Below are 22361 nucleotides of genomic sequence, written 5' to 3'. Positions count from 1 at the left end.
GCCCCAACAGTAGCGGTGCCGCGTACCCGCCCCCGGTATCGAATCCGGCGGTAGTCTTGCAGGGTGATCGAAGACATCAAGAAGCGCGCACTGCACCGCACCCGCATTCTCGAAGGACAGATGCGCGGGCTCGAGAAAATGATCGAGAACGAGGACTACTGCGTTGACATCATCACGCTCTCGCTCGCCATCCAGAAGTCGCTCGGCTCGTTGAACAAGCTGCTCGTCGAGAACCACCTGCGCACCCACGTGACGCATCAGTTCGAGGCCGGCGGCGAGGAACGTGACGCCGCCGTGACCGAGCTGCTGAAGGTGTTCGAGCTCAGCAACAACCGTGGTTGAGGCGCAGAGCGAACGTCAGCTGCTCGACGCCTCCACCTCGGTGGCGCGCCTGCAACAGCTGATTCGCATTCCCACCATGTCGCGCTCCGACCCGGCCGACACGGATTGGGCGGCCTTCGACCGGTTCCGCGCGCTGCTCGCCGAGCTCTACCCGCTCACCCATGCCACTCTCGAACTCGAGCTGATCGCCGGGCACTCCATGCTGTTCCGGTGGCGCGGGGCCTCGGATGCCGCCCCGATGGTGCTGATGGCGCATTACGACGTCGTCGCCGCGACCGCGGAGGGCTGGACCCATCCGCCATTCGACGCCGTGACCGTCGGTGACGGCCCAGACCGGATGATCTGGGGCAGAGGGACCCTCGATGACAAGGGCGCGCTCGTCGCCATCATGGAGGCGGTCGAAGCCCAGATCGACGCCGGATTCAGCCCTGCCAACGACATTTACCTGAGCTTCGGCCACGACGAGGAGACCGGCGGCAGTGGCGCGGTCGCCACCGTGGAGACGTTGCGGGCCCGCGGCATCCGGCCCGGCCTCGTGCTCGATGAGGGCGGCGCCATCGTGCGCGGCGTGCTGCCTGGCCTCACGCGACCGAGTGCGATGATCGGCGTCAGCGAGAAGGGCATCACCCACCTCACGCTGAGCGTCGAGCAGCAGGGCGGCCACGCGTCGACTCCCCCGCGAATGACGGCGACGCTGCGGCTGGCCCGCGCGATCACCCGCATGCACGCGCGCCCCTTCCGCGGCAGCATCAACCCGGCCATCGCCGAGATGCTCCGCACCGTCGGCGCGAATTCCTCCGGGGCGCTCTCCGCCGTGTTCCGGCACCCGCGGCTGTTCCGTCCGCTGCTGCTCGCCGCGCTCGGGCGCATGAGCGACGAGACGAATGCCCTCGTGCGCACAACCGCCGCCGTCACCCAACTGAGCGGGAGCATGGCACACAACGCGCTCGCCGAGCGCGCTGTCGCCACCGTGAACGTGCGGGTCGCCGTCGGGTCGAGCGTCGCGGAGATGGTGCGGCACGTGCGCCGCGCCATCCACGATCCCCTCGTGCAGATCGACGTTCAGGACGCCAGCGAGCCATCACCGGTCTCGCCGATGTCCGGTGCGGAATGGCAGTCGATCGTCGATGCGATCGCCGCCATCGATTCCGAGGTGCTCGCCACCCCCTATGTGCAGACCGGTGCGAGCGACAGCCGTCGCTTCACGGCGATCTGCGATGCCGTCTACCGTTTCACGCCGTTCGAGATGACGGCGGAGCAGCGCGCGACGCTGCACGCCGCGAACGAGCACATGCACGTGGACACCTGGGTGCGCGGAATCGGCTTCTACCGCCACCTCATCGCCGCGCGCTGAGGTCAGCGACCGACCGTGGCGCCGCTGGCATCGACGGCGATCGTGTCGATCGGTGTCGTCACGATCGGCACGGCGAAGAGCCGTTCGATGGCGGGACGCAGCTCGTTCAGCCAGCTCTCGTAGCCGGGGCCGGTGAGGTGCAGCCCGTCCTCGCTGTGCAGTGGGCCCAGCGCGCCCCGGTCGTCGGCGAACACCGGCCAGAGGTCGAGGTATTGCGCCCGCACCGTCGCCGAGAACTGGCGCAGGTGTCTGTTGATGTCGCGGATGGCCGGCGCGAACTCCGGCTCACGAGGCAGCACAGACTGCACGAGCAGGCGGGTCTGCGGCAGACGCTTGTGCGCGGTCACGAGGATGCTCTCGATGTTGCGCACGACGTGCTCAACGGACTTGCGCCAGGCGAGGTCATTGGTGCCGATGAGCAGTGCGATCGCATCGGGCTCCTCGGCCAGGAGCATGTCGATTCCGGCCAGCACATCGGCCGTCGTCGCGCCGCCCGTGCCGTGGTTGTGAACGTTGAACTCCGGGAACCACTCGTCCCAGCGTCCGCCCGCGGTCAGGCTGTCGCCGACAAACGTCAGTGATCCGGTCATCATGGCCCTCCCTTGACCATCATCACCCCGAAGGCTGGAGATTGGCTAGATGATGCGAAGCACAAGCACAGATTCGGCAGGCACTTGGCTTCGGTCGCGGCCTCGTGCCTCGGCTGCTCCCTCAAGCCAGCGTGGGTCTCCGCGAGCCAGCGTGAGTTTCCGCACTGTGAACCTCTCTCCGCACGCTGGCTTGAGCAAGCGCGTCGACGAGGAACGAGGAGGCGCGCCTGCGAAGCCCCGAGCGCGTACGCGAAAACGGTTGCCCGGCATCCGGCCGGTCACGCAGCGCACTCGGCTTCGGTCGCGGCCTCGTCCCTCGGCTGCTCCCTCAAGCCAGCGTGAGTCTCCGCGAACCAGCGTGGGTCTCCGCGAGCCAGCCCGAGTGTCCGCACTGTGAACCTCTTCTCCGCACGCTGGCTTGAGCAAGCGCGTCGACGAGGAACGAGGAGGCGCGCCTGCGAAGCCCCGAGCGCGTATGCGAAAACGGTTGCCCGTGACCTATGTGCCGGGGGCGTTGTCGGCGAGCCAGCCGTCGAGGTCGCTCGGGGTGTCCGTGATGATGCCGTCGACGCCGAGCGCCTGCACCTCCGCCCAGCTCCGCTCCGAGTTCAGCGTGTAGCAGACGACACCGATCCCGACCTCGTGCAGACGTTGCAGCGCCTGCGGTGCTGCCGTCACCGACTGCGCCGTCGTGCCGAGCGCGAGAACGCCGAGGCGCAGCGCCATCGGCACGGGATCGGCAGGCAGTTCCCGGATCAGCAGCATCCTGGGCTGCTTCGGCGCCGCACTCTGCAGATTCTGCAGCGTCTCGATGCTGAAGCTCTGCAGCAGCACGCGCGATCCGACGCCGGAGCGTTCGATCGCCGCCACGACGATCGCCAACTGCTGCGGCGTCCAGTCGGCCTTCAGCTCGACGAGGAGCCGCTTGTCGTAGCCGCCTGCCAGCTCCAGGAACTCGTCGAGGCTCGGCATCCGTGTGTCGACGAAGTCCTCGCCGTAGAAGGCACCGACATCAAGGCGCTTCAGCTCGGCAACGTTCAGATCGGCGACGCGTTTGGGCGAGCCTGTCACGCGCTTGAGCGTCGTGTCGTGGAAGATCATCGGAACGCCGTCTCGGCTGAGCTGCACGTCTGTCTCGACGAACTGCATCGACGGGTTCTCGAAGGCCGCCGTGAATGCCGCGATCGTGTTCTCGGGTGCGACCGAGCGGTCGCCGCGGTGACCGGCGATGAACGCCGCGTCCCCCGGCAGCCGGAGCGAGCCGAAGACATCGGAGGCGAACACCTCGGGGGCGCCGGGCGTGAGGACCAGGGTGTTGAGCAGGGCGAGCGACGTAGCCGTGGCGAGGATCGCTGCAACCCGAGCTTTCACGTGGTGACCTTTCGACCGTTCCGCGCCCCATCGCGCGGTCTGATAGTCGAAACACTAGCGCAGCCGTTATCTTTTCGTTACTCAAAGAATAGAGCCGCCGCCACCCCAGATCGGGTGGCGGCGGCTCTCCCAGCGGCCAGCGCTCAGCGGCGTTCGCGGGCGTCGACGATCCGGCGCCTAGATCAGACCCTTGGTGTGCCAGACGGTCTTGGTCTCGGTGAAACCGGTGATGCGGCCGAGCGTCGGTGCCGCGGCATCCGCGCCGTTCTCCGGCGTGAACACGCGCTTGAGCGTGTCGGCCGCGGCCACCTGCAGCGAGATCCAGTCGAGGTCTCCCCCGCCGACCAGGTCGATGGCGTTGACGTCGGCGTGGCTGGCCAGCCAGGGCGCGATCTCGGCAGGCGAACCGGTGAGGATGTTCACGACGCCGCCGGGGACGTCGCTCGTCGCCAGCACCTCGCTCAGGCTGATCGCGGCGAGCGGCAGCTTCTCGCTGGCCACGACGACGACGCTGTTGCCAGCGACGAGGGCGGGAGCGACGGCCGAGACGAGGCCGAGCAGCGAGCTATCCTGCGGCGCGATGATCGCAACGACGCCGGTCGGCTCCGGCACCGAGATGTTGAAGTACGGGCCGGAGACCGCGTTGGCGTTGCCCGCGACCTGCACGTACTTGTCGGCCCAGCCGGCGTACCAGACCCACCGGTCGATCGCCTCGTCGACCTGGGCGGATGCCGCAGCAGCGGTGACGCCCTCCGCATCGCGGATCTCGGCGACGAACTGCGCACGGCGCCCCTCGAGCAGCTCGGCGATGCGGTACAGCACCTGCCCGCGGTTGTAACCGGTCGCGCCTGCCCAGCCTCCGACGGCCGAGCGGGCGGCCACGACGGCGTCGCGGGCGTCCTTGCGGCTGGCGAGCGCCGCGTTGGCGAGGAACTCACCGTTGGCAGAGAGCACCTCGTAGGTGCGGCCGGACTCGCTGCGCGGGAACTTGCCGCCGATGTAGAGCTTGTAGGTCTTGGGAACGGCGAGACGGGTCATTTGCTGGCCTTCTTTGCGGTCTTGGCCTTCGGGGTAACGGCACTGGTTGAGGCTGCACTGGTGGTTAAGGCATTGGCGGCCTTGGCCGCCGCCGCGGTGCTACTGGAGGCCGGCTTCAGGTACGCGGCGAGGCCGTGACGGCCGCCCTCGCGGCCGTAGCCGGACTCCTTGTAGCCGCCGAACGGGCTGGACGGGTCGAAGCGGTTGAAGGTGTTCGCCCAGATGACGCCGGCGCGCAGCTTGTCGGCCACGGCCAGGATGCGGCTGCCCTTGTCGGTCCAGATGCCGGCGGAGAGGCCGTACGGCGTGTTGTTGGCCTTGGCGATCGCCTCGGCCGGCGTGCGGAACGTCAACACGGAGAGCACAGGGCCGAACACCTCGTCGCGGGCGATGCGGTTGCTCGTCGCGACGTTGGTGAAGATCGTCGGGGCGAACCAGAAGCCGTTCTCCGGGATGGCGCAATCGGCGGTCCAGCGCTCTGCGCCCTCCGACTCACCGATGTCGCTGAGCTCGCGGATGCGCTCCAGCTGCTCGCGGCTGTTGATGGCGCCGATGTCGGTGTTCTTGTCGAGCGGGTCGCCGAGGCGCAGCGTCGAGAGTCGCGCCTTCAAGCGATCGACGACCTCGTCGTGGATGTTCTCCTGCACGAGGAGGCGGCTGCCGGCGCAGCAGACGTGCCCCTGGTTGAAGAAGATGCCGTTGACGATGCCCTCGATGGCCTGGTCGATCGGAGCGTCGTCGAAGACGATGTTCGCGGCCTTGCCGCCGAGCTCGAGCGTGAGCTTCTTGTCTGTACCTGCCGTCGAGCGGGCGATCATGCGGCCGACCGCGGTCGAGCCGGTGAACGCTACCTTGTTGACGTCGCCGTGGTTCACCAGCGCCGAGCCGGTGTCGCCGGCCCCGGTGATGATGTTGACGACGCCGGGCGGGAGGTCTGCCTGCTGCAGGATCTCGGCGAAGATCATTGCGGACAGCGAGGTGGTCTCCGCCGGCTTGATCACGACGGTGTTGCCAGCGGCAAGCGCAGGGGCGATCTTCCACGCGAGCATCAGCAGCGGGAAGTTCCACGGGATCACCTGGGCCGCGACGCCGAGGGATGCCGGGTTGGCGCCGAGTCCGGCGTGGTCGAGCTTGTCTGCCCAGCCGGCGTAGTAGAAGAACCAGGCGGCGACGAGGGGCACGTCGACGTCGCGGCTCTCCTTGATCGGCTTGCCGTTGTCGAGGGTCTCGGCCACGGCGAGCTCACGGGCGCGCTCCTGCACGAGACGGGCGATGCGGAAGAGGTACTTGCCCCTGTCGCTGCCCGACATGCGCGACCACGTCGTGTCGTATGCACGACGGGCGGCCGCGACGGCCAGGTCGACATCCGCATCGGAGGCGTGCGCGATGGTCGCGATGTGCTTCTCGGTGGCCGGGGAGATGGTCTGGAACGGAGTGCCGCGCCCCTCGACGAACTCGCCGTCGATGAACAGTCCGTAGTCGCTCTTCAGGTGCAGGATCGCCTGCGACTCTGGAGCAGGTGCGTATTCGAGGAAACTCATTGTGTCTGGTCCTTAGTCGATCGTCACGTAGTCGGCGCCGGAGTAGTGCCCGCTCGCCATCTTCTGTCGCTGCATCAGCACGTCGTTCAGCAGGCTGGAGGCTCCGAAGCGGAACAGGTGCGGCGTGAGCCACTCCTCGCCGACCGTCTCGGCAACGGTCACCACATACTTGATGGCGTCCTTGGACGAGCGGATGCCGCCGGCCGGCTTGACGCCGACCTTCTCGCCCGTGAGGCGGTACCAGTCGCGCACGACCTCGAGCATCAGCAGGGTGACGGGGAGGGTGGCGGCGGGGGCCACCTTGCCCGTTGAGGTCTTGATGAAGTCGGCTCCGGCAAGGATCGCCAGCCAGGAGGCCCTGCGGACGTTGTCGTAGGTGTTGAGCTCGCCGGTCTCCAGGATCACCTTAAGGTGGGCGTAGCTGCCGTCCGGGCGCTTGCACGCCTCCTTGACCGCGACGATCTCGTCGTAGACGAGCCCGTAGCGACCGGAAAGGAACGCGCCGCGGTCGATGACCATGTCGATCTCGTCCGCTCCGGCGCGCACGGCGTCGGCCGTGTCCTCGAGCTTGATCGAGCGCGAGGCCCGGCCGCTCGGGAACGCCGTCGCGACGGCGGCGACACTGATGCCGCCGTTGTCAGGGTCGCCGTGGGCAGCGCCGAGCGCCTCGACGGCGTACGGGACCATGTCGCCGTAGACGCAGACGGCCGCGACGCGCGGGCAGCTGGGGTCTCCGGCATCCGGTGTCATCGCCTTGGCGACGAGCGAGCGCACCTTGCCTGGGGTGTCAGCACCCTCGAGGGTCGTCAGGTCGATGAGCTTGATGATGGTGTCGAGCGCCCACGCCTTGGACGTGGTCTTGATGGAGCGCGTGCCGAGTGCCGCAGCGCGCTGCTCGAGGCCGACGGCGTCGACTCCGGCGATGCCGTGGAGGTAGCGGCGCAGATTCGCGTCGCTTGGTTCACCGCCGATGAGCGCGAGCGCGCGTTCGGTGGGAATGATCTGGGTGCCTGTCACGAGGTGTCCTCACTGTTTGGGCGGTTGTGTTGAGTGTTGAGGGGTGCTGCTCTGGCCTACTGGCCGAGGAGGGCGTTGGCCGTGTCTTCGTCGGTCACGAGGACCTTGCAGAGCCCGCTGCTCACGACGGCCCCGGCCACGGCGTGTTTGGCCGCTCCGGATATGACCGCGATGGTCAACGCGGCGTTGCGCAGATCGTCGAGCCGGAGCCCGACGGTGCGGTCATCGAGCGCGGGGTCGACGATGTTGCCGTTGCTGTCGATGTAGCGACCGATGACGTCACCGACCGCGCCCTTGCGCACGAGCTCGCTGACATTCTCCGCCGTTATGTAGCCGCTGTCGACGTGTACGGAGTTCTGATCGGCCGCTCCCGCGCTGAACAGGTAGGCGTTGGCCGTTCCCGCCATTTCGAGCACGGCGGCGACGGAACGGTCGGCCTCGATGGCCCGCTTGGTCTCGATGCGCTCGAGGATGGCCGGGCTCGGCAGCAGAGTCGCCTGGCCGCTGGCCTTGCTGGCGATCGTGACGGCCGTGGTCGCGGCGGTGCCTGCACGCCGGTTCAGGCTGACGCCGCCGTTGATCTGCACGACGTTGACGCCAGGCGCCCAGCCCTGCTTGAGGTGGATGGAGACGTCGTGCAGCGTGCGACCCCAGCTGAGGCCGAGTGTGCGCGGGATCGGGCGGAGCGAGGTGAGGTAGTCGGCGGCGGCCTGCGCCGTGCGCGACTGCAGCTCGTCGTCGTCGGCAACGCCGGCGGAGGAGACCACGACGGCATCCTTCAGGCCGAGCTTCTCCCGGAGCTTCCGCTCGACGGGAAGCCGGCGTGCCCGGGGGTGCACGATCTCGATGCGGATGAAGCCGTTGGCTTTGGCCTGGGCGAGCAGACGCCCCACCTTCCAGCGCGTCAAACGCAGTATCGAACCGATCTCGTCCTGCGTCTTGTTCTCTTCGTAGTACAGCTCCGCAGCACGGATCGACAACAGTTCGTCGCTCTCGACCATCACTCGCCTTTCCTCTCTTCCAGAGTAGGCCGGACGCGGCGCGCATCGCAACACTCGTAGCCGTCTCTGCTCATATGAGCAGGACGGATGCCCCCGCCGCGCACCCCTATGCTCGATGCATGCCTGCATCCCTCGCCATCGCCCTTGACATCGGCGGCACCAAGGTCGAAGCCGCGCTCGTCGATGAGCACGGCGCCGTCCTTCCGTCGAGCCGCCACCGCTTCCCCACCGGGCGCGGGCAGAGCGCGGAGGAGCTCGCCGAGAGCGTGCGCTCCGCGATCCGCGGTGTTCTCGCCATGCTGAGCGGGCCGGATGCCGCATTTGACGCGGGCCTGGTGCGCGGCGTCGGCATCGGTGCGGCCGGCCCGATCAACCTCGGCGCCGGGCGGGTGTCTCCGCTGAATCTGCCCGTGTGGCGTGACTATCCGCTGCGCGAGCTCGTCGCCGACACCGTGCACCCCGTGCTGCCTGGCATCCCGGTGACCCTGCGCATGGACGGCCTCTGCATCACGCTCGCCGAACACTGGGTCGGGGCGGCCCAGGGCTACGACAACGTCATGGGCATGATCGTCTCGACCGGTGTCGGGGGCGGCCTCGTGCTCGGCGGCCACACCGTGCCTGGCCCGAGCGGTAACGCCGGCCACATCGGCCACGTCGAGATCGGCGGGCACGACGACCCCTGCCATTGCGGCGGCCTCGGCTGCCTGGAGGCCGTCGCGTCCGGCCCCCGCACGGTCGAGTGGGCCAACGCCCAGGGCTGGAGCGGCAGCACGGGCGAGGAGCTCGCCGCGGCCGTCCTGGCCGGTGACCCGATCGCCGTGCGCGCCGTCGAACGGGCCGGCCGAGCCGTCGGGCGCGCGATCGCCTCGGCCGCGAGCCTCGTCGACCTCGACGTTGTCGCGATCGGCGGCGGATTCTCACATGTGAGCCCGCTGCTGTTCGAGCACGCCAGGGCCGCAGTGGCCGAGCGCGTCGAGTTCGGCTACGTCACGCGGGTGCTGATCGTGCCGTCCGGGCTCTCCGGTGACGGCCCCCTCATCGGCGCCGCCGCGCTGATCCACCGCGCCGCCCTCGTCGCCTAGCAACAGCCGCCGCGACGGCTGCGGCTGCGGCGCGCGGCTCAGCGGTGGGCCGGGCCGTCCTCCAGCATGTGCGGGCGCGCGACCACCGATCCGGCGAATGCGCAGACCACGGCCGTCGCCATGAGGAAGAGCAGCGGCAGGCTCCAGCCCGAGCTCAGCTCGTGGAACACGCCGACCAACAGCGGGCCGAGCGCGCCGATCGTGTACCCGACGCCCTGGATGAAACCGCTGAGCGCGACGGAACCCTCGTGCGTGCGCGTGCGCAGATTGATCAGCACGAGCGAGAGCGGGAAGATCAGCGGCCCGAGCCCGGCCAACGCCACCCACAGCCAGGTGAGCTCTGCCGGAACGAGCAGCAGTCCCAGGTAGCCGACGATGAAGAACGCGACCCCGAGGTAGACGAGCACCCCGATGTGGCGGAGCCTCGCCGCGAGCACGGGAATCACGAGTGCGGCCGGAAGCCCCATCGCGGCGTAGAGCGAGAGCATCGCCCCCGCCTCTGCCGGCGTCTGCCCCGCGGTGTCGACGAGCAGCGCCGGCAGCCAGGCGAACATCGCGTAGGCGTTGAGGGAGGACGTCGCGAAGACGACGGCGAGCGACCAGCCGAGCGATGACCGCCAGACGCGCACCAGGAGCTCCGGCCGCGCCTCCTCCGGGAGTTCTGCGCCGCGCGTGCGGTGTCCGATCATCAGCGTCACCCACGGCAGCAGCGCGAGCATGCCGAAGACGGCCCACATGCCGAGCGAGAACTGCCAGCCAGCGGCCTCCGCGACGGGAACGGCGAAGAGCGGCGGGATGAAAGTGCCGACGGAGAGCGCGGTGGCGTAGAGCGTCGTCATCAGGCCGACGCGATCGGGGAAGTACTTCTTGACCAGCGGCGGCAGCAGCACATTGCCGACTCCGAGGCCGGCGAAGGTGATCGCGCTGCCGAGCAGCAGCATCGGCAGCGACACGGAGAGGCCGCGCAGCGTGTGGCCGACGACGATCGCGACGAGCGCGGCGATGAGCACCGGCTCGAGACCGAAGCGCCGAGTGAATACGGGCGAGAGGATGCCGAACAGCGCGAAGCACACAGGCGGGAGCATGCCGAGGACGCCGAGGGCGATCGGCGAGAGCGGGATGTCCTGTGTGATCTCGGCGGCGATCGGCGAGAGGGCCGCGACGGCCGTGCGCAGATTCAGGGCGACGAGCAGGATGCCGAGCAGCGCGAGGGTTCGCCCCGCCCAGAGAGGTCGGGCGGCTTGATCGGTCACCTATGAAGTCTAGGCTTGCTGGCATGAGCGATCTCGCCAAGCACCTTCCGCTGAGCCAGCGCGAGCGCGGCGACGAGTCCCAGCTCAGCGCCGATCGCTCCGCGGAGCTGAGCGCGGTGCTCACCCGTCTGGCCGACATCATCGAACGGATGCCGGCCGCCGACTGGCACGCGCAGAGCGCCCGCCCCGGCTGCTCGATGGCCGAGACGGCCACTGTGCTGCTCTGGCGCCTGCAGACCCCGCCCGGCGTCCGCCGCGCCGCCCTCCGCCGCCAGCTGCTGCGCACGCCGCTGCGGGCAGCGCGCGCCCTGGAGCTCCGCGTGCGGGCGAGTCCTGCCCGCTCCCCCGAGACAGCCGTCGCCGAGCTGCGTGCCCTGGCTGCGGCGCCCGGCCACGCCCGCGTCGCCGAGCTGGCGGCATCCGTCTGCGCAGCGCTCGACATCGCGAGCCCGCAGGGCATCGCGCTCGGGCTCAGCCCGATCGCCTCCGGCTCCGTCGCGCTCTACCAGCTTCAGCGCGCGCCGTACGCGGTGAAGGCGGCGGCCCGTGGCCACCGTTTGCGCGCCGTCGACGCCGAGTGGAGCGTCGGCTTCGGGCCGGCGCTGGAGTCGGACGCAGAGTCGATCCTGCTGTTCCTGTTCGGGCGCGCGCACAGCGTCCCCGGCGCCTGAGCGCGCAGGCCGGCCGAGCGCGCGGACGGCCGCGCACATCGCGTCCGTAACTCAGGCAGGATGGGGCCCAGCGACCGGATTCGCCCCGTCTGGCGGGCGAGCTGTCGGACTGCCTGAGTTACTGACACAACAGGGCGGCCGAATGGCGCGGTGGCGACGGCGGAGCGGCGCGCGGCCCGGCCGCGGCTCAGGCGGTGGCGAGGAGTGCGCGCGCCTTCTCGACGTCGTCGCCGATCTGCTCGATCAGCGGCTCGATGCCGGTGAACGCGACCATGCCGCGGATGCGCTCAGCGAACTCGACCTCGACGCAGTGCCCGTAGAGATCGAGGTCTTCGTCGATCACGTAGGCCTCGACCTGCTTGTGCGGAACGCCCTCGAATGTCGGGTTGTTGCCGACGGAGATGGCGGCGGGGAAACGCACGCCGTCGTCGACGAGCCACCCGGCGTAGACGCCGTCAGCGGGAACGAGGCCCTCGGACTCGGCAGCGAGGTTGGCGGTCGGATAGCCGAGCTCGCGACCGCGTGCCGCCCCGTGCACGACCTCGCCGCGCACGGTCGGGATGTGTCCGAGCAGGCGGGAGGCACCGGCGACGTCGCCGCTGTCGAGCAGCTCGCGGATCCAGGTGGAGGAGATGCGCCGATCGCCGTCCGGGTGCACATCGTCGATGACGTCGACGGCGAAGCCGAGCTCGGCGCCCATGCTGCGCAGCAGCTCGACGTTGCCTGCACCCCGCGCCCCGAAGCGGAAGTCATGGCCGACGAGCACGCGTGCGGCGTGCAGCGTGTCGACGAGGATCAGGCGCACGAAATCCTCGGCCGGCAGCGCGGCCAGTGCCGCATCGAAGCTGAGCATGAGGGTTGCGTCGACGCCTGTCCCCGCCAGCAGGTCGAGCTTCTGCCTGATGCTGACGAGCGCCGTCGGGCAGTCGTCCGGCGCGAGCAGGGCGAGCGGGTTGCGGTCGAAGGTGACGACGACCGAGGCGAGCGTTTCGGCATCCGCCGCCCGCAGCATGGCGTCGATCAACGCGCGGTGGCCGGCGTGCACACCGTCGAACTTGCCGATGCTCACCGCCGAGCGCGCCCAGTCGGCTGGCACCTGCTCGACGCCGGAGAAGATCCGCATCATGCGGCCCCGGATGTCGCGGCCGCGCGTTCCGACGCGCGCACACTGGCGAGCCACCACAGGCCGAGCCATGGCAGCACAAGGGGAATGAAGAGGTAGCCCATGCCGAAGACCGACCACACGGTCGCCTCGGGGAAGAGCTCCGGCATCGCGATGCTCAGCGCGCCGACGACGATCACTCCGACGGCCTCGAAGCCGATCGCGATCCACGCCACCCTGTTCCACACCGGGCCGGGCGCGATGAGGGCGATCGTCGCGACGATGTAGACCAGAGCCGCGATCGCCGAGAGGGTGAACGCCAGAGGCGCGGTGTCGAAGCGTTCGATGATCTGCACGACCGAGCGCCCCGTCGCGCCCAGCGCCAGAATGGCGTAGACCGTGATCAGAAGTCGACCGACTCCGCTTGAGCGGCCGACTCGGGGACGGGAGGAGGGCTGAACAGTCACAGTCGTCAATTATCGCAGGAGTGGGAGCGCCCCGCGTCACACACCCTGCACGGTCCAGATCTGCAGCATCCGGTAGAGCATCACGGCAACGGAGAGGGCGGCGACACCGAGGATGACGGTGCTCCAGCGACTCCGTTCGATCAGCGCCCAGAAGCCGGCCGCGATCGGCAGCAGCATCGCCGAGATCAGGTAGACGTAGAACTCGAGCACGCTGCCAGACGCCTCGTTGCCGGTCAGCGGTGCGACGATCGCGATCACCAGCTGCACGATGAGCAGGAGCTCGACGACGCCGAGCGCGCCGAGCACGAGGTCGCTCGGGGGCTTGCCTGCGAGGCCGCGCACGATGGCGATCAGCCCGGCGATCACGGCGACGGCGATCTGCAGATAGGTGAACCACTCGATCATGCGCCGGCCACCACATCGCTCGGGAAGTTGACGACGGACTTGCCGATGCTGCCGTCGGCTCCGCGCAGCTCGAGGAGGCCGACGAGGCGGCCGTCCGGCGCGATCGCCGCGCGCAACGCGCCCGGCGTCGTGATCGGCTGGGTGCTGCCGCGCTGGGCCGCGTCCACCTCGATGCGCTTGCCGTGGCCGAGGTCGATGGCCTGCTGCTCGCTGAGCTCGAGCCGCTCGAACAGTCGGGCCGCGGCGTCGGCGGGTGGGATCAGGGCGGTGGCTACGTCGATCGAGTCGAGCTCGCCGGCATCCGCGACGGAGAACGGTCCGATCCGGGTGCGTCGGAGTGCCGTCAGGTGGCCGCCGACGCCGAGGTCATCGCCGAGGTCGCGGGCGAGGGCGCGGATGTAGGTGCCGGAGGAACAGACGACCCGCACCTCGAGGTCGAGGTAGCCGTCGACGACGGTGCTGCCGAGGAGTTCGAACTCGGAGACGGTGACGGCGCGCGATTTCAGCTGCACCTCTTCGCCTGCCCGCACGAGCGCGTACGCGCGCTTGCCGTCGACCTTGATGGCGCTGATCGAGCTCGGCACCTGTTCGATGTCGCCGCTGAGGCGTTCGATGCCGGCCGCGATCGCCGCCTCGTCGATGTCGGCCGCGCGGGCCGCGGGCACCGCGCCGATCAGTTCGCCCTCTGCGTCATCGGTCGTGCTCGCGGCACCGAGGCGGATGGTGGCCAGGTATTCCTTGTCGAGTCCGACGACGTAGGTGAGCAGGCGGGTCGAGCTCTCGACCCCGAGGACGAGCAGGCCGGTGGCCATCGGATCGAGGGTGCCGGCGTGGCCGACCTTGCGGGTTCCCGCGAGACGCCTTGTCCTGGCCACGGCGTCGTGACTGGTCCAGCCCTGCGGCTTGTCGAGAAGGAGGATGCCGCTGCTGCTCACGACTCAAGGCTAACATCGCGCTCGTGTGGCCCCGTGCCCGGCCGGCCGACCCTCTACGCTCGAATCATGAGAATTGCGGTGATCGGGGCCGGTGCCCTCGGCGGCACCTTTGCCGCGCTGCTCAGCCGAGCCGGCCACGAGGTCGAGGTGACCGCGCGCGGGGCGCAGCTCAGCGCGATCCGGGAGCGCGGGATCCGCCTGAGCGGAGGCTTCGGCGTGGCCAACGCGCGCGTCGCGGCATCCGAGACCCTCAGCGCACGCCCCGATCTGGTGCTGCTCTGCACGAAGGCGCAGGATGCCGAAGAGGCGCTGGTGCAGAACGCCGCAGCTCTTGAGGGTGCCGCGGCGCTCGACGGCGGCGGCGGGCTCGACGGCGTGCCGGTGATCGTTGTGCAGAACGGCCTCGACGGCGTGCAGACCGCAGAGCGCGTCTTGCCGAACTCGGAGTGCTTCGGCCTGCTCGTGATCATCGCGGCCAACTACACGACGCCGGGCGAGGTGCGCGTCACGACGGCGGCGCCGAGCTACCTCGGGCGCGGAACGGGGCCGGCCGACGCCGAGACGCTCCGCTGGCGGGGCGTGCTCGCCGAGGCCGCGCCCGTCATCGCCCAGAGCAACTTCGTCGGGGCGCAGTGGACCAAGCTCATCGTCAACATGCTCAACGGCCTTCCGGCAATCACGGGCCTCACCGTGCAGGAGGTCGTCGCCCACCGCGGGCTCCGGATTGCGCTGACCCGCAGCATGCGCGAGGCCGTGCAGGTCGGCATCGCCAGCGGCGTGCGCTTCGGTTCGCTGCAACGGCTCAGCGACGCGCGGCTCCGCCTGTTCGCGCACATGCCGCTGTGGCTCGGCCAGCTGCTGCCGCTGTCGATGAAGCGGCGGATGGGCAACGTGCCGAACCTTGGGTCGACCCAGCAAAGCCTCCGCCGTGGGCAGCGCACCGAGATCGACTACCTGAACGGTGCCGTCGAGCGGGCCGGCCTGGTCGCCGGGGTCGCAACACCTGTGAACGCCGCGATCACCGCGCTCGTGCACGAGGTCGAGCAGAGCGGCGAGTTCCTCTCCGCCGCGCACGCCATCGGTCGCATCAACGCCTTCGGCTGAGTCTCAGCGCCCGCTGGCCCGTGGTGCTCAGCAGCTGTCGGCGAAGATGCGGCGGGGCAGCGCCGGCTCGGAGTTGTCGATGATCGCCGTTGCCTGCGTGCGCGGGGAGGCCTCGGCGAAGTAGAGCCTGTCGGCATCCCCGTCCGGCCCATCGACCGGTGCGCTGTCGAGGAAGACGCTGTAGTTCCAGAGGCCGCGCAGCTCCGGTCGGTTGATGAAACGGCCGTCGATGATCAGCGTCGCGTCGATCGGGCCCGTCTCCCACTTCGGCAGCACCTGGATGCCGCGCCTGGGGTCGAACGCCTTCGTCACGAAGCCGGTGCTGCCGCCCATCCGAAACGGTTCGATCAACACCCGGCGCAGCAGTGAGTAGTCGAAGCCGTAGCGGTAATAGCGCTCAGCGGTTTCCTCGCCGAACTTCGCCTGCTCATCGCGAGAGCGGTGGAACCATTCCAGGCTCGCCCGGAACACCGGGTGTTTGCGCTCCTCCAGCACCGCGGCGAGGTCGTCGCCGAACGCCGTCTTGCCGCTCTGCAGCGCGCCGTCGATCGCGACGATCGTGCGCCCGCGGCCGTAGTTGTGCATGATCTCATCGGCGAGGCCGCGGAGGAAGCGAACACGGGGGGTGAGGACGAGTTCCATGCCTCGAGCCTACGCCGGGCGCACACCAGGCGGCCCTGCCGGCTCCGCCGCTCCCGTCTACGCTGGAAGGGATGACTACCACCGCCGCCGCAACCGCCATACCGGAGACGATCGTCGCCTGGTTCCACGAGAACGGCCGTACCCTGCCGTGGCGCGAGCCCGGTTTCAGCGCCTGGGGCACCCTGGTGAGCGAGTTCATGCTGCAGCAGACCCCGGTCAACCGGGTGATCCCGCACCTGAACGCCTGGCTGGAGCGCTGGCCGACGCCGGCGGATCTGGCAGCCGCTCCCCCGGCCGAGGCTCTGCGCGCCTGGTCCAGCCTCGGCTACCCGCGCCGCGCACTCTGGCTGCACGCCGCGGCCGTCGAGATCACCGAGCGCCACGGCGGCGTGGTGCCGAGCGACGTCGACCAGCTGCTCGCCCTCAGCGGCGTCGGCGACTACACGGCGAGGGCGGTTGCGGCCTTCGCCTACGGCCTGCGGCATCCCGTCGTCGACACGAACACCAGGCGCGTGATCGCGCGTGCCGTGCAGGGTCAGGCCGAGCCGGCACCGCCCAGCCGGGCCCGCGACCTCGCCGCGATGGAGGAGCTGCTGCCGGAGGGGCTCGTCGACGCGCGCGACTTCAACGCCGGAATCATGGAACTCGGCGCGCTGGTCTGCGTCGCCAGGACGCCCCGCTGCGGCGACTGCCCGATCCGCGAGCAGTGCGCCTGGATCGCGGCAGGATCCCCCGCCTACCTCGGCCCGCGCAAGAGCGTGCAGAAGAAGTTCGAGGGCTCGGACCGCCAGGTGCGCGGGCTCATCATGAAGGAGCTGCGCGCGGCGCACAAGCCGGTGACGGCAGCCGAGATCGACACGGTGTGGCCGGATGCCGCCCAGCGCGAGCGTGCGCTGCGCGGCCTTATTGCCGACGGGCTCGCCGTGGCATCCGCCGAGGGCGGCTACACGCTGCCGCACGAGTAACCAGCACGCATCCACGGAATCGGCCTGGCTGGCGTGGGCCCGCGAAAACTGCACGGGCCCGGAGTATTCACCGGGCCCGCGCGGTTAATGCGGGCCAGACTGCACGGGTGCTCCTCGGCACCGTCGGGCAGCTACACGCCGTGGCGCAGCGCCGAGATCGGCTCGATCCTGCTCGCCTTCGCCGCCGGGTACGCACCGGCGGCCAGCCCGACGAGGGCCCCGAGCACCGCACAGCCGAGGACCATCGGCAGGTCGATGATGGGCGTCCACTGCTGCACGAGCGAGACGCCGACGACCGCGAAGACTCCGAGGGCCGCGCCGATCAGACCGCCGAGCAGGCCGATCACCACCGATTCCAGCATGAACTGGGCCCGGATCTCACGCCGGGTGGCACCGAGAGCGCGGCGCAGGCCAATCTCGCCGACACGTTCTGACACCGAGAGCAACGTGACGTTCGCGATGCCGAGACCACCGGCCAGGAGAGCGATCAGGCCGAGAATCAGGAACACGACATTGACGTCGGCCTGCACGCTCTCCTGCAGCTCGGATCCCGTCTGCGGGGCGACGACCTCGAAGTTGTCCGGAGTGTTCGGGTCGAGGGCGATCGGCGCCTGCTTGCCGACGACGCCACCGGCACCGACCGCGATTCGGACGTGCAGTTCCTCGGCCGCGCGCAACCCGAAATCGGCCTGGGCCGTGCCAGCGGGAATGATCACGGCGTCGAGCATGTCGGTGCGGCGCTGCATCTTGTCGACGATGCCGATCACCGTGTACGAGCGATCGCCGATGAAGATTGCCGGTTGCCTGTCGATGCGGTTCACACCGAGTTCCTCGGCCGCCCGCGTGCCGAGCACGACGACGCGGTCGGCCCGCTCATCGTGGCCGGCGTCGAAGAACCGCCCGGTGACGATGCGGCCGCGCACGGCATCGAGCAGACCCGGCGATGCCGCGAGCACAGCCGGCCCGCTTGTCTGGGCCGCGGACGGATCGTTCACCGGGACCGAGGTGATCCGTTGCCCTGCAACGTCGACGGCGCCGACGAGGCCGGCCTGTTCGACACCGACGAGGCGCTCGACGCGCTCTGGGGCGTCCCACGGCAACGCGGTCTTCGGCTTGGAATTGCCGAACATCGCGCCGGTCGTGCCCGGCGTGACCAGAACCTGGGTCGCGGCCACGGAGTCGAACTGCCTGGCGATCTGCCCGGCCGCCGTCTGCGCGAAACCGATCGTCACGACGAGCGATGCGATGCCGAGCACGGTTCCCATCGTCGTCATCACGAGCCGACCCGTGTGCCCACCGATGCCGTGGCTCACCTCGACGAGCAGGTCTTGGGCGGTGAAGCGGTCCGCGCGTTTGACCGGGTTCGGTGCCCCCTCGCGGCGGCGGAACCGTTCTGAGACGGATGCCAGTCGGCCGCGGATCCAGCCGGCGGTCATCGCAGCACGCTCACACGGCCGTCGTCGATGCGGATGCCGCGGCTCGCGCGCTCGGCGACGGCGTTGTCGTGCGTGATCACGACCAGTGTCAGGCCGTCGGCGTTGAGTTCCTCGAACAGGTCCATCACCTCGCGCGAGGTCTTCGCGTCGAGGTTGCCCGTCGGCTCATCGGCCAACAGCACGCGCGGCTGGGCGATCACGGCGCGGGCGATCGCGACGCGCTGGCGCTCACCGCCGGAGAGCGTCGTCGGCAGGAAGTCGAGGCGATGACTGAGGCCGACGCGCTCGAGCGCTTCGTGGGCACGCGGCATCCGCTCCGCACGGGGCACACCGCTGTACAGGGTGGAGATGAGGACATTGTCGAGAACGGTGCGCCGCGGCAGCAGGTGGAATGACTGGAACACGAAACCGATGCTGCGCCCGCGCAGCGCCGCGCGTTCGTCTTCGCTCAGTGAGCCGGTGCGCACGCCGTCGAGCAGGAACTCGCCGACACTCGGCCGGTCGAGGAGCCCGAGCACGTTGAGCAGCGTCGACTTGCCCGATCCGCTCGGCCCGACGATCGAGAGGTAGTCGCCACGGTTGATGGCCAGGTTGACGCCTTTCAACGCCTGAACCTCCGGCGGGCCGGGGAACGAGCGGGTCACGTCAACCAACTCGACCACGGTCTCCCTGGGCGAGTCGGCGGCGGTGTCGGTCATCGGCCGACCACGACCTGCTCACCCTCAGCGATGTCGCCGCTGATCTCGACGAATCCCTCCGCGGCAAGACCCGTGGTGACGGCGACGAGCTTGGTGTCCTTCTCACCTGGCACGACGACCTCGACCCGGGACTCTCCCCCGGCCCCCGCGGTGAGCGCGGCTGCGGGAACCGCGAGAACCTCGCCGGCCGTCGCGCCGATCGGGATCGCGATCCGCACGTTCTGGCCCTGCAGCGACTGCACCTGCTCGGGTGTCGGGTTCACCAGCGCCAGCGTCACGTCGTAGCGGACTCCGGCCTCCTTGCCCGTTGCCTTGCGCGGTGCAAGCGCGGTGACGGTCGCGCTGAGCGAGCCGTCGTCTCCCACGGCGACCGTCGCCGTGTCGCCGACGGTCAGCAGTTTCGCGTCGCTCTCGGCCGCGGATGCCGCGACGATGAGCTCGGCGCCGGATACTCGCATCACGGCGGACTGCGCGACGGTGCCACGCTTGGCCATCACCTCGTCGACGCGGCGCGGCAGCCCGGAGAGGTAGAGCACCTCGCTGGCGGGCAGGAAGGTGAGCGTACCCTGTTCGGCCGCGGCCAGCGCCTCCTGCGCATCGGCGAGTGCACGCTGGGCGAAGTCGACGGCGGATGCCTGTGCGCCGGTGTCCGGCGCGGCGAGAGCGACGTCCCGCTTCGCATACGCGAGGCGCACCGCATCTTCGGCATCGGCAACGGCGTTCGGGTTCTGCGGTTCGCCGGCCACAGGAGGAGTCTTCGCGTTCTCCCGGGCCGTCACGAGTGCGCGCTCCGCTGCACGGATGTCGTTGTCGAGCGCGACCCGCTCTGCCCCAGATGGACCGGAGCCGGCGTTGGCGAGTTCCCGCTGCGCGCTGGCGACACCGGCTTCCGCCGAGCGGACGGCGTCACGCGCACCGCGCACGACGTCGTCGGTGCCATCGGCCGGCTGCGGCGCCGGATAGCCGACGCGGGCGTAGAGCTCGGCTACGGCGGCCGCCGTCGCCGCGTCGAATGACTCAGAGCCACCCGGATCGATGCCGAGCGAGCGCAGCGCATTCTTGAGCTGGGCAACGTCTGGCCCGGCCAGGCCGAGACGCAGCGTGCGATAGACGGGGAGCTCGCCAGGCAGCACGATGACGGGCCGACCGGCAACCTCGAGGGCGACGGATGCCGGCCCGAAGGTTGCCCCGACCTCCGGCACCCGGCCGGTGACGACGGCCGGGCCGGTGCGGTCCCCGGCCTCGAGGGTGACGTCGACGGAATCCGCGTAGACGACGTCGCCGCGCAGGGTGACGTCGTTCGAGAGGGTGCGCAGCTCGACGGGCACGGTGATGAGACCGGGCTCCGGGGGCTTCGCGTCGGCGGCGGCCTGCCCAGGCGACACGATCACGGCGCTGAGCGCGACACCGGCGACGAGCGAGACGATCGCGACGGCCGCGAGCACCCAGAGCGAGCGGTTGCCGTGCAGCACCCTGCGCCATCCGACGACAGCCGGATCCGGCTTGACCGCGGGCGCGGTGGCGTCGTCGGCGTCGTCAGCGGCGGCCGTGTCGCCGCGCAGAATCGCGTCAACCTCGGATGGAGCTTCGTCTGGCGTCAGCGAGTCTGCGCCGGAATCGGCGTCGGACGTCGCGCCCTTCTTGCGGCCGCGCAGCATCGTCTACTTGCCCGTCGCGTACTCGGCGAGCATGGCGTCGAGCTCGGACTTGTTGTCTTCGACGAACTGGGTCTCGAGTGCGAACTGGGCCTCGAGGCTCTTCTGCATGTAGTCGGTCTTCGTGGAGCAGCGGAAGTCCGCGAGTGCGAGATCGATCTCCTTCTGTCGCAGCTCCTCCATGGCGGCGGCGTCCAGCTCGAGCGGCATGCCGGATTCGTCGAACTCCTGGTTCTCGTAGAGCGCGTTCTGCTCCTCGGAGATCGACATCTGCGCCTCGCTCTTGCTCGTGAACTCCGAGTAGCCGGCATCCGCCATGCAATCGGCCCACTTCGCGTCGAGTTCCTTGATGGCCGGCTGCTCCATAGCCTTGGTGTAGAGCTCGTTCATCTTCTTGAACAGCCCGGCGAACTTGGGGTCGGTGAATGCGTCCTGCGCGCCGCCCTGCACCTCGTGCTGTGCTGCGCCCTGGCAGCCTGCGGTCTCCCAGTTGTACTCGTAGCTGCCGTCTCCGGCCTCCATCGCCTCCATCTCCTCCTCGCTGGGGCCTGGGCCGTACAGCGTCTCGTAGAAGGCGGCCTGCTCACTCTCGGAGAGCGAGGCGGTGTACTCGGCGTTCGGGTCGACGTACTCCTCCGACTGGGCCTGCTGCTCGGCGATCTGCTCTTCGCTCTGGATCATGCCGTAGCCGTTGCTGGCGACCCATTCCTCGGTCTCGCGGTCTTCCATGTCACTCGAGCTGATCATGACGCCGCCACCCTGCGTGTTCGGCAGGTACTCGAAGCCCTCCTCCTTCATGCAGGCGGCGACCAGTTCCTCCGTCTCCGCCTGCTGGGCGTCGAGCTTCTCCTGGTCCATGTCGCCGTACATCGCGGTCATGTAGGTGTTGAGAGGGCTGTCCTCATAGCTGAGATCGCCTCCCCCGCCTGAGCCGCCTGCGGCCGAACAGCCGCTCAGCGCCAGCACGGAGACGATGGCAAGAGACACAAAGGACAGCGACGTTGATGCGCGCACGGGAACCCCAAACTCGTGTGTGATCGGAGCGGCGGTGCTGCAAATCCCCCTGGACAGGCGGTCGCTCCGCGATCGAGCCTAGTCCACCCTGTCTACCCCCACCGCGGCGAGCGTCGCAGCTTCTCCGCACACGCACACGAGGGCGGCCACCCGTTCAACGGGTGGCCGCCCTCGGCGGTGCGAATCAGTGCGTCGGCACGCGTCAGCGTGCGTCGGCCTCTGCGTCGTCCTCGTCGTCCTCGTCGTCGAGCTCGCGCGGCTTGACGTAGGGGTCCTCGTCGCCCGCATACTGGGCCTGCGCGGCGAGGCCGGCAACAGCGGTGTCGCGCTGGTGCGCCTCGCGCAGCAGGCCATCGATGTGTGCGGCGTTCTCCGGGATGCCGTCGAGCAGGAACTCCAGCGACGGCGTGAGCCGTGCGGTGAGGTTCTTGCCGACCTCGCTGCGGAACATGCCGGTGGCGGCCTTGAGGCCGGCGGCGGTGTCCGCGCGCTCCTCGTCGGTGCCGTACACGGTGTAGTAGACGGTGGCGTGCTGCAGGTCGCCGGTCATCTGAACGTCGGTGATGGTGACGAACCCGATGCGCGGGTCGCGGATGCCGCGTTCGAGGCGCTTCGCGATGATCACCTGGATACGGTCGGCCATCTTCTTGGCGCGTGCCTGATCAACCATGGTGGTTT

At 69.5% G+C, this 22361-nt stretch carries 23 protein-coding genes; 6 read left to right on the top strand and 17 right to left on the bottom strand.

The window, feature by feature from the left end; translation table 11 throughout:
- Positions 1-63: 63 nt before the first annotated feature.
- A complete protein-coding gene (locus EV379_RS04810) occupies positions 64-342 on the top strand; it encodes a metal-sensitive transcriptional regulator (protein ID WP_055833353.1) in 279 nt (92 codons plus the stop codon).
- A complete protein-coding gene (locus EV379_RS04805) occupies positions 335-1696 on the top strand; it encodes a M20/M25/M40 family metallo-hydrolase (protein WP_242616240.1) in 1362 nt (453 codons plus the stop codon). Before EV379_RS04810 ends, EV379_RS04805 begins: the two co-directional genes overlap by 8 nt.
- A 2-nt stretch (positions 1697-1698) precedes the next feature.
- Here EV379_RS04805 and EV379_RS04800 read toward each other — a convergent pair whose 3' ends face one another.
- The 6 genes from EV379_RS04800 to EV379_RS04775 all read right to left on the bottom strand — a co-directional run bounded on the left by EV379_RS04800 (position 1699) and on the right by EV379_RS04775 (position 8254).
- Positions 1699-2289, bottom strand: coding sequence for a GDSL-type esterase/lipase family protein (locus tag EV379_RS04800; protein WP_130505133.1), 591 nt, complete (start codon positions 2287-2289; stop codon positions 1699-1701).
- A 495-nt stretch (positions 2290-2784) separates the two neighbouring features.
- Positions 2785-3657, bottom strand: a complete 873-nt coding sequence (locus tag EV379_RS04795; RefSeq protein WP_130505132.1) for a glycerophosphodiester phosphodiesterase — start codon at positions 3655-3657, stop codon at positions 2785-2787.
- Positions 3658-3834: 177 nt separating this feature from the next.
- Positions 3835-4695 carry an aldehyde dehydrogenase family protein gene (locus tag EV379_RS04790; protein ID WP_130505131.1) on the bottom strand — a complete coding sequence of 287 codons (861 nt, stop codon included), beginning with the start codon at positions 4693-4695 and terminating at the stop codon, positions 3835-3837.
- The gene (locus EV379_RS04785; protein WP_130505130.1) at positions 4692-6236 is read right to left on the bottom strand and encodes an aldehyde dehydrogenase family protein; all 1545 of its coding nucleotides are present in this window, start codon (positions 6234-6236) and stop codon (positions 4692-4694) included. The genes EV379_RS04790 and EV379_RS04785 overlap by 4 nt, the downstream gene beginning before the upstream one ends.
- A 12-nt stretch (positions 6237-6248) precedes the next feature.
- Positions 6249-7238 (bottom strand): deoxyribose-phosphate aldolase, encoded by a 990-nt coding sequence (gene deoC / locus EV379_RS04780; RefSeq protein WP_423203255.1) that lies wholly within the window; start codon positions 7236-7238, stop codon positions 6249-6251.
- Positions 7239-7309: 71 nt separating this feature from the next.
- Entirely contained in the window at positions 7310-8254 is a 945-nt protein-coding gene (locus tag EV379_RS04775; RefSeq protein ID WP_130507305.1) for a sugar-binding transcriptional regulator, read from the bottom strand.
- A gap of 119 nt (positions 8255-8373) precedes the next feature.
- Here EV379_RS04775 and EV379_RS04770 point away from each other — a divergent pair, with 119 nt between their 5' ends.
- The gene (locus tag EV379_RS04770; RefSeq protein WP_130505128.1) at positions 8374-9336 is read left to right on the top strand and encodes an ROK family protein; all 963 of its coding nucleotides are present in this window, start codon (positions 8374-8376) and stop codon (positions 9334-9336) included.
- A gap of 38 nt (positions 9337-9374) precedes the next feature.
- On the opposite strand, the gene EV379_RS04765 is transcribed toward EV379_RS04770, so the two are convergent.
- Positions 9375-10589 carry an MFS transporter gene (locus EV379_RS04765; RefSeq protein ID WP_130505127.1) on the bottom strand — a complete coding sequence of 405 codons (1215 nt, stop codon included), beginning with the start codon at positions 10587-10589 and terminating at the stop codon, positions 9375-9377.
- Positions 10590-10612: 23 nt separating this feature from the next.
- Here EV379_RS04765 and EV379_RS04760 point away from each other — a divergent pair, with 23 nt between their 5' ends.
- Positions 10613-11260 (top strand): hypothetical protein, encoded by a 648-nt coding sequence (locus EV379_RS04760; protein WP_130505126.1) that lies wholly within the window; start codon positions 10613-10615, stop codon positions 11258-11260.
- Between the two features lie 187 nt (positions 11261-11447).
- On the opposite strand, the gene EV379_RS04755 is transcribed toward EV379_RS04760, so the two are convergent.
- Genes EV379_RS04755 through truB form a run of 4 tightly spaced genes read right to left on the bottom strand, consistent with a single transcriptional unit; the run spans position 11448 to position 14169 of the window.
- Positions 11448-12383 (bottom strand): bifunctional riboflavin kinase/FAD synthetase, encoded by a 936-nt coding sequence (locus EV379_RS04755; RefSeq protein WP_130507304.1) that lies wholly within the window; start codon positions 12381-12383, stop codon positions 11448-11450.
- Complete coding sequence (locus EV379_RS04750) at positions 12383-12829, bottom strand: hypothetical protein (RefSeq protein WP_242616239.1); 447 nt, start codon at positions 12827-12829, stop codon at positions 12383-12385. Before EV379_RS04750 ends, EV379_RS04755 begins: the two co-directional genes overlap by 1 nt.
- Positions 12830-12865: 36 nt before the next feature.
- Positions 12866-13234, bottom strand: a complete 369-nt coding sequence (locus EV379_RS04745; protein ID WP_130505124.1) for a hypothetical protein — start codon at positions 13232-13234, stop codon at positions 12866-12868.
- The gene (truB, locus tag EV379_RS04740; protein ID WP_130505123.1) at positions 13231-14169 is read right to left on the bottom strand and encodes a tRNA pseudouridine(55) synthase TruB; all 939 of its coding nucleotides are present in this window, start codon (positions 14167-14169) and stop codon (positions 13231-13233) included. The genes EV379_RS04745 and truB overlap by 4 nt, the downstream gene beginning before the upstream one ends.
- Before the next feature lie 66 nt (positions 14170-14235).
- Between truB and EV379_RS04735 the strand changes: the two genes are divergently transcribed.
- Positions 14236-15273, top strand: coding sequence for a ketopantoate reductase family protein (locus EV379_RS04735; protein ID WP_130505122.1), 1038 nt, complete (start codon positions 14236-14238; stop codon positions 15271-15273).
- Between the two features lie 27 nt (positions 15274-15300).
- Here EV379_RS04735 and EV379_RS04730 read toward each other — a convergent pair whose 3' ends face one another.
- A complete protein-coding gene (locus EV379_RS04730; RefSeq protein WP_130505121.1) occupies positions 15301-15915 on the bottom strand; it encodes a nucleoside/nucleotide kinase family protein in 615 nt (204 codons plus the stop codon).
- A gap of 71 nt (positions 15916-15986) precedes the next feature.
- On the opposite strand from EV379_RS04730, the gene EV379_RS04725 reads away from it, so the two are divergent.
- The gene (locus EV379_RS04725; protein WP_130505120.1) at positions 15987-16880 is read left to right on the top strand and encodes an HhH-GPD family protein; all 894 of its coding nucleotides are present in this window, start codon (positions 15987-15989) and stop codon (positions 16878-16880) included.
- A 131-nt stretch (positions 16881-17011) separates the two neighbouring features.
- Here EV379_RS04725 and EV379_RS04720 read toward each other — a convergent pair whose 3' ends face one another.
- From EV379_RS04720 to rbfA, 5 genes are all read right to left on the bottom strand, one after another.
- Positions 17012-18316 (bottom strand): ABC transporter permease, encoded by a 1305-nt coding sequence (locus tag EV379_RS04720; protein WP_130505119.1) that lies wholly within the window; start codon positions 18314-18316, stop codon positions 17012-17014.
- The gene (locus tag EV379_RS04715) at positions 18313-19014 is read right to left on the bottom strand and encodes an ABC transporter ATP-binding protein (RefSeq protein WP_130505118.1); all 702 of its coding nucleotides are present in this window, start codon (positions 19012-19014) and stop codon (positions 18313-18315) included. The genes EV379_RS04720 and EV379_RS04715 overlap by 4 nt, the downstream gene beginning before the upstream one ends.
- The gene (locus EV379_RS04710; RefSeq protein WP_242616238.1) at positions 19011-20672 is read right to left on the bottom strand and encodes an efflux RND transporter periplasmic adaptor subunit; all 1662 of its coding nucleotides are present in this window, start codon (positions 20670-20672) and stop codon (positions 19011-19013) included. The genes EV379_RS04715 and EV379_RS04710 overlap by 4 nt, the downstream gene beginning before the upstream one ends.
- 3 nt (positions 20673-20675) lie before the next feature.
- Positions 20676-21656, bottom strand: coding sequence for a hypothetical protein (locus EV379_RS04705; RefSeq protein ID WP_242616237.1), 981 nt, complete (start codon positions 21654-21656; stop codon positions 20676-20678).
- A 229-nt stretch (positions 21657-21885) separates the two neighbouring features.
- Positions 21886-22353: a 30S ribosome-binding factor RbfA gene (gene rbfA / locus EV379_RS04700; RefSeq protein ID WP_130505116.1), complete on the bottom strand. Its 468-nt coding sequence runs from the start codon at positions 22351-22353 to the stop codon at positions 21886-21888.
- Between the last annotated feature and the right edge of the window lie 8 nt (positions 22354-22361).

Origin of the sequence: Microterricola gilva, from assembly GCF_004217495.1 — a bacterium.
GTDB classification, from domain to species: domain Bacteria; phylum Actinomycetota; class Actinomycetes; order Actinomycetales; family Microbacteriaceae; genus Microterricola; species Microterricola gilva.
Note: the sequence above shows the minus strand (reverse complement) of the source record. Positions and strands in the feature narration are given on the sequence as shown.